Raw genomic sequence first — 11,677 nt, 5'->3', positions numbered from 1 at the left:
GTTCGGTTTATAGGTAACCATTTATAGTAGTTTTGCTGCCTATATTGTTCGCCACTTGCTGCTTTTTGCGCGCCGGAAACGGTTACAGTGAGGGCATGAGTGACGTAGTTCATGACGATACAACCGACCGCGATTTCCATATCGGCGGCAACGAGGCGGGCCTGTCTCCCGAAGAGCAGCTCGCCCAGCTTTCCTGGTACATCAACGAACACTACCCGCGCCCGACTGAGGACGCCGACATTGACCGGTGGGTTGCCATGCTGCCGGACCGCCTCACGCACGCATCCATGCTGGTACTCGGCTCGGCATTGGACCATTCCATGCCGGGGGTCGCGTTTACCGGCAACGTTTCCGTGCTGGCGTTGCCGGAGCTGCGGGCCGCGCGATTCACCCCAAGCAACCCCACAGGCCGGTGGGCGGTAAGCCTGCACGGCGGGGCGTTTCGGCGCGGTGCCGGCATCGCCCTCGATAACGCGTGGCGGCCCGAGGTGGCGGCGGCTGCGGAGTTGTCCGGCACCACCATTGTGGACGTAGATTACCCCCTGCTACCTGCATCGACGGCGGAAATGATGGGCGCGATCGAGGCCGCGATTCACTATACCCGGGCCCAAGAGGCAACGCATGTCACCGCGTGGGGAGCCTCCGCCGGTGCCGCGCTGGCGGTGCTCGCTTCCCCGCTTGTCGACGCCCTGCTGCTCACCCGCCCCCAATTCGACGCCGCCGCCATCAACGCAACGCTGCCAACGCCGGACAATTGGCCACGCACGCTCATCCAGGTGGGCTTGCAAGACACCACGGTGCAGCGCTGGGAAGCCGCGGAACGCGTGGCCGAGGTGCGCGAATACGTGTCCGAACATCTTATTTCCACCCCGGAGGTGGCTCGGCAACGCGTGCGAGACGTCGCGGAATCCCTCCGCACCGCGGAGTAATGCCGTAACGGGGAGCGCTACACGCCGAATTGGCTGAGGTCAATGCCCTCCAATGGATCCGATTCGTGGGCCTCTTCCACGGGCGGATCCACTTTGGCCAGCGTCACGGTTGCACCGGTCGAATCGGCGATAATCACCATGTGGCCGAACTCGGAATCCCACGGTTCGCGGATCACCTTTCCACCGAGTTCCCCCACCTTGGCCACTACTTCTTCCACATCTGCCACACCCAGGAAGGTCTGCCAAAACGATGGCATCTTCGGCGGGAAGTTCGGTTGCGCGTTCCAAATCCCGGCAAATGGCGAGCCGTCGACAAGCGCGGTGGTGTACGGGAAGCCGTCCATTTCGTGGGTGGTCCACCCAAACAAACCTCTATAGAACTTGCAGGCGGCGTCGTACGCGGCGGTGCAGGTTAATTCGTGCCACACGGGTGTGCCCGGCTCCCCGGCGGCGATAAACGCCTCCTCGCTAGCCGGTTCGATGAGCCCGAACAGCGCGCCGGAGGGGTCCACCAGCACCGCCATCCGCCCGAAGGAAATCTCCGAAGGCTCCGTGAGCACTCTGGCACCCAATTCGCTGGCCTTTTCCACTTCCGCATCCAGGTTGTCCGCTAGGAAGTGCGTCACCCAGGTGTCCGGCAATTGCTCCTCACTAGGCTTTTCCACAATGGCCGCCACGGGCAGGCCTTGAACGCGCGCCAAACGATACCCAGGCGCGGTCTCTTCGAATTCCCAGTCAAGTAATTGATTATAAAAATGCGCGGCACGACGCACATCGGAAGTAATAAGGTCAATCCAATACGGCATACCGCCCTCAGCCATAAATGCAGGCATTACATGTCCATCCACTTCTTATAGTCGAAATCATCGTTCGCTGTTGCTTCATCGAAGAAATCTTCGTCGTCGTCCTGGGCGCTCACACGTGCAGACATCCCGGCTATCGTCACAATGTCGCCGTCATGCAGCGTCTTTCCGCGGCGGGTATCCACCACGCCATTGACCAACACTTGACCTTCGGCAATCACCCTTTTGGCTTCACCCCCAGTCTCAACAAGACTGGCCAGTTTAATAAACTGGCCGAGCTTAATTGTCGCGTCATGGACGACAACATCAAAAGGTTTCGTCATAAAGATAAGTGTATGCGTTTTGGGTTCACTCCGCGCTCAAGACCCCGCATTAGCCTCGGCGCAACCAAAATATGTAGTGCAAAAAGCTTCCTCGATAGGGTCTGTTATGTTGCGCACACTGTTGCGTTTCAGAAACCCACTAGCTGGCCAGTTCACCCATTCCTCCGTACACCATCACGAGGCCGAGGATCACAAACACCGCGCCGGACGCCAACTCGATCACATAGGCCCGCCGCTGCAGCATTCCCGCGGCCCGCTGCACCACCAGCGCCACACCGATAAACCACGCGAGCCCCGTAATAATCAGCACCGCGGCGATCATCGCCGACACCCACGCCCCCATCCCCGGCTCCACAAATTGCGCGAATACCGCCCCGAAAAACAGGATCGCTTTCGGGTTCGAAAGGTTTGTAAGCACCCCCACGCGTATCGACGCCCCCCAGTCCCCCACCGCCCCGCCAACCCCACCGCCGGGCACCACCACCGGTTCGCCCCACGCTCGAACACCCGCACGTATCGCGCTGGTGCCGATCCACAAAAGGTAGCCGCCGCCTACCAGTTTCAGCACCGTTAACACGATCGGATAGGCGTTTACCAGCGCCGAAATGCCCAAGAGGCTGCCAAGAATCCACCCAGTATTGCCGATCATGATCCCCAGCGCGCATGCCACGCCATCGGCCCTGCTTCGCGAGCCCAAGCGCAGGATCTGCACCACATCGGGCCCGGGGCTGGCGATGGCCGCCAGCCATACCGAAATCAATGCCGTAAGGGTTGAAAGCTCCATCGTTTCAACTTAACAACCCCCGCAACCGAACAACCTTGCTACACCTGGTCCGTGGGCATGATGCGCATGGTATCGATATTGACGTGTTTCGGGCAGGACGCGACCCAGCGCACCGCTTCCGCGATATCCGCAGCGGTAAGGCTCAAGTTGCCCTCGTACACCTTGGCGGCCTTCTCGGCGTCCCCACCGAAACGGACCAGCGAGAACTCTTCGGTATGCACCCGCCCCGGATCAATCTCGCACACCCGCAGCGGCAGATCGGCGGTTTCCAGGCGCAAAACCCTGGTCAATGCGGCAACACCGTGCTTAGCGGCGTTATATCCCGCGCCCCCAATATAAGGAACGTGGGCCGCCACCGAACCAATATTAATAATCTGCCCCTCCGCCTCCAGCAGCTTAGGCAACAGGGCCTTGGTCACCCGCACGGTGCCAAGCACATTCGTGTCATACATCCATTGCCATTGCTCCAGGTCCGCCTCCGCGACCGCATCCAATCCCTTCGCACCGCCGGCATTGTTCACCAGGAGGTCCACGCGCGGCAACTGTTCCGCAAACGCCGCAACGGAGGCGTCGTCAGTAACGTCAAGGGTGATGGCGGTGCCCTGAATCTTCGCCGCAAGCACGGCAATTCGCTCGGTGCGGCGGGCGGCGCACACCACGTGCCAACCATCGGCGGCAAGCGCCTCAGCCGTGGCCCACCCAATACCACTGGACGCGCCGGTTACTACTGCAATGCGTTCCTTCATGTGCTCCAGATTACGCTCAGCCGACCTCCGGCGGATCCAATAACGGCGAACTGCCCGGGATCCGACAATCCACCATGCCCACCGCCTGCATCAAAGCGAAACAGGTCACCGGGCCCACATAGGAAAAACCGCGGCGCTTCAATTCCTTCGCCATGGCTACCGATTCAGGGGTTTGGTTCGGCATATGCGCCATATCCTCCGGCACCTGCCAGTCCTCCGGCTGAAACGACCACAATAATTCCGAAAGGCCCACATCCTCGCGCAGCGCCACCGTGGCCGCCGCATTACCCACCGCCGCCATCAGCTTCCGGTTATTGCGGATCAGCTCGGGGCGCTGGGCAAGCTCCACGATCTCCGCCTCCGACATCGCCGCCACCGCATCTGGGTCGAAGAAATAAAACGCCTCCCGAAGCGCCGCGCGTTTCTGCAGCACCAGGTTCCAGGACAACCCCGCCTGAAAACCTTCAAGGCACACGCGCTCCAAGAGGCCCTGTTCGTCGCGGACCTCGCGGCCCCATTCGTAGTCATAGTATTCGCGCATCTGATCATTGCTCTCCGCCCAGGTGGGGCGGATGCGGCCATCGACGCCGCGGGTAAGGCCGAGCGCTGGGAGCTGAGCGTCGATAAGCATGGGTACGGCGTCATTCATCTTGGTGTGTCTGTCCCCTCACATTTCCGCGCGGAAGTGCGCGTAGCAATCGCGGTTCCAGCCTACAACTCCGTGCACCAGAAACGTAGCCCCCAAAAACTTAGGCTATAGGTTCAGCCTGCAATGAAAGCGCCGGAGGTGGATTGTTGCCGGATCTGCCTCAGGTAGATCTAACACGGCTGGTTTGCCCACCTGCGGAAACACCCCTCCGAACGCCCCGGCATGTCGAATCTGCCTGAGTGCGAAGCTCGGCAGCTGCTTCAACCCCTCCACATCACACCGGCGATAGGTTGTGCACAACCGCCTGGGTCGCCGATAGGTTGTGCGCAACCGCCGACCTGGGGCTGGTCTTTCTATTCTTCATTCGAGGCCCCAACGAAGAAATCCAGGACGAATCTGGGCCGAAAACGCTGCAGATCGTCTTTTTATTCTTCGTTGAGGCGCCCAATGAAGAAATTCAGGACGATCGCAGGTCAACGGCTGCACACAACCTATCAGGGCAAGCTGTTGGCACGGCCACGAAGCACGGACAAGATTGAACTTTCTCGAACGACCCCCCTTCACCGGATCTGCCTCAGGCAGATCTAACACGGCAAGTTCGGCGTCCTGCGGAAATGCCACCGCGCGGCGGCCTGCATGTCAAATCAGCCTGAGCGCGCAAAACCATTGGCCGATTCCGGCGCCCAAACCACTTCACCACCGATAGGTTGCGTGCAACCAGCCTCGTCGCCCGCGCCTCACCGGCGCCGCGATTAGTTGCACGCAACCGCCGACCTGGGGCTGGTCTTTCTATTCTTCATTCGGGGCCCCAACGAAGAAATCCAGGACGAATCAGGCCCCAAAACGCCGTGTAGAATCTCGCGACCTTGGTAACACTCTGTGCCATCACCTTGGTAACAATCAGTATCATCACCTTGGTGACAACCAGTAGCATTACCTTGGTAACGCGCGAGCGGGTAGTTAATCCTCTAGTTCAGCAGCGGCGGTGGGGTGTTGTTGTAGCCATTGCTGCTGTCGTTTGAGAAACCACGGCGGGGCCTCGTGGAGGTACGCGCCGATGATTTTCCAAAGGGGTACGGTGGCGCCGATCGGTTCGCCGAGCACGTTTAGTGGCAGTGGGATTCGCAGGACCATGACGCCGTCGACGGAATCGAATAGCGCGTATTCATCGTCGGTGTGAACGACGTAGTAGTGCTTATCGGTAAGCCGTTTGGGGATATTGATGTAGTACCCCGCGAGCGCGAAACGTGGTCTGGACGAGGGTTTGATGTACAGCATTGCTGGATCCTGGTCGAGGCCATCTGCAGCGCTGGGGGACTCGCTCGAACGGGCCTGCCGGTATTTTTCAATCTCTGCAGTCAATTGCTCCTGGGTGATGGGCTCGCCGCTACTAGGGCGGTGTTCGATGCTGTCCCAGGCCTGTTTCGGGGTCATACCCCCGAGTGCTTGATGCCTCCGCTTGTTGTTGTAGTACTCCCGGTATTCACTGAGCAATTCCTTCAATTTGGCCTCAGTACTGGGCTTGTGCGCATCAAGGAACTTCACCAAGGTTTGATGGGAGCGTTCGTTTTTGCCTTGGGTTTGGGGATGATCCGCCCGGCCAGTAATGGCCTCACAACCCTTGACGGCAAGAAACCGATGCAGCGCAGTGATCCGGCCCCGGCGAATCTGATTAAACGCGCCACCATTATCGCTCAGCAATTGGCGCGGTACCCCATAGACACGGATCGCGTTAACTACACAGTTCAACGCATCTGCCCCATTTTCCGGCTTGGTGCCATACGTAGTACCCACATCAAATCGGGTTGCATCATCGATGAGCTGGTAAATCGTGATCACAGTGCCCGCCGGAGTAGCGAGCCGATAGGAAAACGCATCCAGCTGCCACAACTCCATGGCACAGGATCGCTCGAAGCGCACTATCGATGAGCGAGGCCGCTTCCGGGGATTCTTCGCGACCACACCCGCAGCAGCCAGAATCCGAGCAATCGTCGACACCGAAGGAATCGGCTGCACCACATTCGGCTGATCAATCAACGCATACCAAATGGATCGCGGCCCATTATCCCAACCAAATTGGCCAAGCCGYTCCCGCATCGCAAGCACCATCGACACCGTAGCCTCATCATAGGTAGTCGCAGGCTTATGCGGCGCACTCGACCGCGGATGCAGCGCCCCAAATCCTTCCTGCTCAAAACGCTTTTTGATCGCATAATACGTTTTCCGGCTAATGCCATGAACCGCACAAAACTCCGTAATACTCATGCCGTTCGCGGCACACGGATCAAATTCAACAATTAAACGCCGCACATTCGGCGAAAGAGGACGAACCATGCACCTAATTGAAAACGAACACCACCAAAATCGTTTCCACGGTCATGAGACTCGTTGCATCCAAGGCCATGAGACAGACTGTTACCAAGGACATGAGACAGGTTGTCACCAAGGTGATGAAACAGGTTGTTACCAAGGTCCTGAGAGATGACAGCCCAAAAACGCCGCAGCTCGTCTTTCCATTCTTCGTTGGACACCCCAATGAAGAAAATCCGGACGATCGCAGGTCAACGGCTGCACACAACCAAACTTCCCTCCCAGGTACAATTTCGAACCAGCAAGCCCTAACACCACGCGCAAAGGAAACGTGGTCCCATGATTGAACGCGACGCCACCCTTGAAGATCTCGCCAGCGGGCAATGGCACATTCCGGCCAGCCCGCACCTTGGCCCCCACGCCGAAGCGGCCGCGCATCTGTGCGAGGAATATAACGCCACATCCCGCTTCGCCCGCGGCGAGCAAGCCCAGATCCAGCAACGCCTGCTTGGCACGGCACCTTCCTGCCTCCGCCTCCTGCCACCCGTGTTTTTCGATTACGGAGTGCACACCCACATCGGCAAAGACGTGTTTATTAATGCCGGGTTGACGGTGCTGGACACCGCCGAGGTGGTGATCGGAGATCGCACGTTGCTTGGCCCGAACTGCCAGCTCATCACCGTAGGCCACCCGGTGGACAATATTGAGCTCCGCAGGCAAGGGTGGGAAAAGGGCCAACCGATTCGCATCGGCGAGGATTGTTGGTTGGGTGCCGGCGTGATCGTGCTGCCGGGTGTGACAATCGGGGATCGCTGCACCATCGGCGCTGGCGCTGTGGTGACGCGCGATATCTCGGCGGATTCCATCGCCGTGGGCAACCCCGCGCGGGTGATTCGCCAGCGCGACGCGGAGAAAAGCACCCCTGAATGAGTTTTGATCTTGCCCGTATTGGCGCCAACCTACCCGTCCTGGCCACGCTGCCCGAATTGGAGGTGGCGCTGGCGGAAAGTGGCGCCGCCGTGGTGCAGGCACCTCCCGGCACGGGCAAAACCACGCTCGTCCCTCCGTTTTTGCATCGCGTTTTTGGCGGGAAAATCCTGGTCACCGGCCCGCGTCGCGTCGCTGTGCGGGCGGCGGCTCGGCGTTTGGCTCAGGCGAGCGGCACTCGACTTGGGGAGCTGGTGGGTTATTCCGTGCGTGGCGACCATACCCCCGGTAGCGCTGTGGAGTTCCTCACACCGGGCATCTTGGTGCGCCGCCTGCTCGCCGACCCGGAACTTCCGGGCGTCCGCGCCGTGGTGGTCGACGAGGTCCACGAGCGGCAGTTGGATTCCGACCTTGCGTTGGCGATGCTGGCCGAGTTGCGCCAGCTCCGCGACGATGACTTCCGCGTGGTGGCCATGTCCGCCACCGTTGATGCGCAGCGTTTCGCGGAGTTCCTGCACGCGCCCATCGTAACAACGCCCGCGGTGACGCACCCGGTTGCCGTGCATTACGCTCCCGCCGCCGACCGTCTCCGCACCTCCCGCGCGTTTCTCGATCACGTGTGCGCCCAGGCTACGGGGCACAAAGATGCGACCTTAGTGTTTCTGCCGGGCGTGCGCGAGGTGAATTATGTGTGCGAAAAGCTGGGCGCTGTGGCGGTGCCGTTGCATGGCCGCCAATCCCCAGCCGAACAGGACGCGGCGTTTGTGGAGGGGTACCGCATCGTGGTGGCCACGGGCATTGCCGAATCCTCCGTGACCGTCCCCGGCGTGCGCGTGGTAATCGACGCCGGGCTTGCCCGCGTACCACGCCGCGACACCGCCCGCGGCATGACGGGCCTTGTCACCGAATCGTGCACGCGTTCGCAAGCCGAGCAGCGCGCCGGACGGGCTGGCCGCGAGGGCCCCGGCACCGTGATCCGGTGCTATTCCGAGCGGGAGTTCCAGCACTTCAGCCCACATATCACCCCGGAGATTCACACCTGCGACCTCACCCAAGCAGCGCTCCTGATGGCATGCTGGGGCCCGCTCGAACTTATCAACGCCCCGCCCGCCGCCGCCTTAGCCTCCGCCCGCGCCACGCTCACCCAGCTCGGCGCCCTTCACGATGGTCGCGTTACCGATCTCGGCCGCCGCTTGGCACGCATGCCGGCCGATCCTCGCCTCACCCGCGCGCTTATCGACGCCGCCCCTGCCGTAGGTTCCCGCGCCGCCGCCCGCGCCGTGGCCACCCTCGCCTATGGGGACCCGAGCGAGGCCCGCCGGTTTGAACGTTTTATCGACTCCCACCCGGATACCGGCGCAGACGCCTTCGCACTGGTGACCGCCCTTGCCTTCCCCGAACGTATTGCCAAACGCCTCAATGAGAATACAGTGCTGCTCGCCTCCGGCACCCGCGCCAACATCACGAATCCACATGGTGATTGGCTGGCGATCGCCGAGGTGACCAGGTCCGGCGATGCGGCCAAAGTCCACAAGGCATATCCCTTGGCCGAGAAGGACGCGCTCCGCATTTTGGGTGTCGCGGAAGAAACGGTCGCCGAGCTGGACGAGCAAGGCCGGGTGCAGGGACGTCGTATTCGAAAAGCCGGTGCCATTGAACTATCCGCCACCCCGGTACCGCTGGACGCGCGCACTCGGTGGGACGCCGTCGCGGCTGGCTACCGTGCGGGCACTCTCCCCTTGCCCGAGGATCAACAACGCATCCGTGAGCGGCTTGCCTATCTCCACGCGCAGCTCGGCGCTCCCTGGCCGGCGGTGGACCAGAACGCCCTGCACGCACGACTCGCGGAATGGCTAAACCCTGACCTTTCCGTGAACCTGCGCAACCTTATCCCCTGGGATCTGGTGGCCACATTCGACGCGGAGGTACCCACGCACCTCACCGTGTCGAGCGGCCGCAGACACAAGGTGACGTACAGCGCCGAACGGGCCGTGGTCGCCGTGAAACTTCAGGAATGTTTCGGTTTGGCCGAATCGCCACGTATCGCGGGCCAGCGCGTGCAATTCCACCTCCTTTCACCCGCCGGGCGGCCGCTTGCCATCACGAGCGACCTGCGCAGCTTCTGGGCTGGACCCTATGCGGAGGTGCGTAAAGAAATGCGCGGCAGGTACCCCAAGCACCCGTGGCCGGAGGACCCGTGGGCCGCCACGGCGACGGCCGCTACCACCCGCGCTAGCCGCTAAACACCAGCCTTGTGACTAATACCACAACCATAATGAGCAGGGCGTAGCGAACGAGCTTCGCCCCTCCGCTGAGCACGGTCCGAGCCCCGAGTTGTGCGCCGATCACGGTGGCTACCGCCAGCCCCAAGCCCAGCTCCCACCAAACCTGACCTGTGAAACCGAACACAATCAGGGCGCCGACATTGGTGGAGACGTTGACCACTTTTGCGTAGACAGCAGAGCGCAAGAAATCGCCCGTGAGCAGCGCGGTAAAACCCATGATCAGGAACATTCCGGTGCCTGGGCCAAAAATGCCATCGTAAAATCCGATGATCCCGGCGATCACCAGCATCAGCACTGGGCGCCGGCGCGTGACCCCTTCACCCGCCGTGCCGAATCCCGGGCGTAGCGCCACAAAAACGCCGGTTACCAGCAATAACCCAATGACCAGCGGGCGCATCACGGCGGCCGAAAGCAGGCTCGCAACGCTCGCCCCCAATCCCGAACAGCACAGCGCCACCGGAATATAGCGCAAAACCGCAGGTGGGGAGCCGATCCTGCGCGCCAAGGTGACGGTAGCGGTAAAGGTTCCTAGGCACCCTGCGAGCTTGTTTGTACCGAGCGCCATCGTCGGTGACAGGCCAGCAGACATCAATAGTGGGATAAGCACGAGCCCCCCACCCCCGATCACCGCATCCACCCAACCGGCGATAATCGCTCCTACGAACACCCATTCCATATGGCTAAGAATAACGGCCAGTGACCGCCTACGGCCGACGTGCGCGGCGACCGTGCGGACGCCAGAAAGCTCCCGAATCAATGGACAGAATCAATGCCCCACCACCCCCGAACGCTACCTCCGGTGGGGGAACCTTGTTGCTCCTGAAAAACCTGCCGTTACGCTGCTGAAACCGTGAAATCTCTCAGGTTTGGGCGAAAAATACAGAAATGAGATTGCGAATAAAAACTGCGGCCTTGATTAGCGGGCCAAAATGCTCGCATAATGGGAATATCCGCTTCCTTCCTATATGACGCAACACACCCCCTTACCCTCCATATCGTAAAAGACGCTCTATTCATTACGCCCCCACTTTTGGGGGTTTTTACAGGGAATTCTTAGCGTTAAAGTTGCAATCGAAGGCAGGAATCAGAAGTGCTCTGCGATGGTTCGAATGGCGGAAACTACTCAAGCGTTCGACTTGAATTAAGGCCCGCTTCAAACCTCATACGAGTTCTTAGATACCCCGCCGAAGTCAGTTCTCACCCCATCGGGTTGACGCGAAACTCGAGCGTCTGCCAAGATGGTTACCGGCTCACCGATGCTCACGAGAAAGGAAAGAGATGTTCGACCTCTCCTACAACGTTCTGTACACCTTCTGGGACTTCATCCTCGACATTCTCGACTAGTCGATGCAGCGCCTGAATCCTTCAGGCACTGGACTCTGAAGCTTCCTAAAGCGGCTACTTAAGAACTGGCGTGATGCCCTAGCAAAGCTAGGCTCCGCTAGGACCTAAGTAGCACACCTAAACTCAAAACTCGAAAGGATCATCTCCGATGTTTGATCTCTCCTACAACCTTCTTGACACCTTCTGGGACCTGGTTCTGGACCTGCTGGACTAGTTTTCGGGAGCTGTCGGGAAGTCCCCGGCAGAGAACGAGGCTTGTATCCGCAGGATACTGGCTATTCCCAATGCCCTCGAAACCAAGCATCGCTTTGGTAAGAGGGCATTTCATTATGCCTACCTGCCGTTTCCAGTTGCAGGGTCGCCGCATCAGGGGGTTGCGGCGGCCCATACACGGCCCTCAGGTTAGCGGCTCCGATAGCGCCCAGTGCCATTGGAGCCGCCACACAAACTCAACCACACACTCGCTCACTGCAGCAAAATCACTACATGTCCGTGGCGAGCTTGGTTCACATTGGCGCAATTGCACAACTACAAAAGAAACAGCGATTAATGTTGCGCGCTACAATTATTTGGCTCC

Annotated in this window: 11 protein-coding genes; 4 read left to right on the top strand and 7 right to left on the bottom strand. The window is 60.2% G+C overall.

What is annotated here, in order from left to right; genetic code table 11:
- Positions 1-95 precede the first annotated feature (95 nt).
- A complete protein-coding gene (locus tag CCANI_RS00280) occupies positions 96-929 on the top strand; it encodes an alpha/beta hydrolase (RefSeq protein WP_146325750.1) in 834 nt (277 codons plus the stop codon).
- Between the two features lie 17 nt (positions 930-946).
- Here the strand turns inward: CCANI_RS00280 and CCANI_RS00275 are convergent, their stop codons facing one another.
- The 6 genes from CCANI_RS00275 to CCANI_RS00250 all read right to left on the bottom strand — a co-directional run bounded on the left by CCANI_RS00275 (position 947) and on the right by CCANI_RS00250 (position 6,568).
- A complete protein-coding gene (locus CCANI_RS00275; protein WP_146325749.1) occupies positions 947-1,762 on the bottom strand; it encodes a VOC family protein in 816 nt (271 codons plus the stop codon).
- Positions 1,762-2,055, bottom strand: coding sequence for an RNA-binding S4 domain-containing protein (locus tag CCANI_RS00270; RefSeq protein WP_146325748.1), 294 nt, complete (start codon positions 2,053-2,055; stop codon positions 1,762-1,764). The genes CCANI_RS00275 and CCANI_RS00270 overlap by 1 nt, the downstream gene beginning before the upstream one ends.
- Before the next feature lie 139 nt (positions 2,056-2,194).
- Positions 2,195-2,839: a LysE family translocator gene (locus CCANI_RS00265; protein WP_146325747.1), complete on the bottom strand. Its 645-nt coding sequence runs from the start codon at positions 2,837-2,839 to the stop codon at positions 2,195-2,197.
- 38 nt (positions 2,840-2,877) lie between these two features.
- Positions 2,878-3,585 (bottom strand): SDR family NAD(P)-dependent oxidoreductase, encoded by a 708-nt coding sequence (locus tag CCANI_RS00260; protein WP_146325746.1) that lies wholly within the window; start codon positions 3,583-3,585, stop codon positions 2,878-2,880.
- A 16-nt stretch (positions 3,586-3,601) separates the two neighbouring features.
- Entirely contained in the window at positions 3,602-4,216 is a 615-nt protein-coding gene (locus tag CCANI_RS00255; RefSeq protein WP_146325753.1) for a DNA-3-methyladenine glycosylase I, read from the bottom strand.
- A 978-nt stretch (positions 4,217-5,194) separates the two neighbouring features.
- Positions 5,195-6,568 (bottom strand): helix-turn-helix domain-containing protein, encoded by a 1,374-nt coding sequence (locus CCANI_RS00250; RefSeq protein WP_146325786.1) that lies wholly within the window; start codon positions 6,566-6,568, stop codon positions 5,195-5,197.
- Between the two features lie 44 nt (positions 6,569-6,612).
- Here CCANI_RS00250 and CCANI_RS00245 point away from each other — a divergent pair, with 44 nt between their 5' ends.
- Genes CCANI_RS00245 through CCANI_RS00235 form a run of 3 tightly spaced genes read left to right on the top strand, consistent with a single transcriptional unit; the run spans position 6,613 to position 9,714 of the window.
- Positions 6,613-6,891, top strand: a complete 279-nt coding sequence (locus CCANI_RS00245) for a hypothetical protein (protein ID WP_146325542.1) — start codon at positions 6,613-6,615, stop codon at positions 6,889-6,891.
- On the top strand, positions 6,884-7,474 hold the full coding sequence (locus tag CCANI_RS00240; protein ID WP_146325541.1) for a sugar O-acetyltransferase: 591 nt from the start codon (positions 6,884-6,886) through the stop codon (positions 7,472-7,474). The genes CCANI_RS00245 and CCANI_RS00240 overlap by 8 nt, the downstream gene beginning before the upstream one ends.
- Entirely contained in the window at positions 7,471-9,714 is a 2,244-nt protein-coding gene (locus CCANI_RS00235; RefSeq protein ID WP_146325540.1) for an ATP-dependent RNA helicase, read from the top strand. Before CCANI_RS00240 ends, CCANI_RS00235 begins: the two co-directional genes overlap by 4 nt.
- Here CCANI_RS00235 and CCANI_RS00230 read toward each other — a convergent pair.
- On the bottom strand, positions 9,704-10,432 hold the full coding sequence (locus tag CCANI_RS00230) for a TSUP family transporter (protein WP_146325539.1): 729 nt from the start codon (positions 10,430-10,432) through the stop codon (positions 9,704-9,706). The two genes, CCANI_RS00235 and CCANI_RS00230, sit on opposite strands and share 11 nt — an antisense overlap.
- Positions 10,433-11,677: the final 1,245 nt, after the last annotated feature.

This window comes from Corynebacterium canis (assembly GCF_030408595.1).
Taxonomy (GTDB): domain Bacteria; phylum Actinomycetota; class Actinomycetes; order Mycobacteriales; family Mycobacteriaceae; genus Corynebacterium; species Corynebacterium canis.
This window is presented reverse-complemented; position numbering and strand designations above follow the sequence as displayed.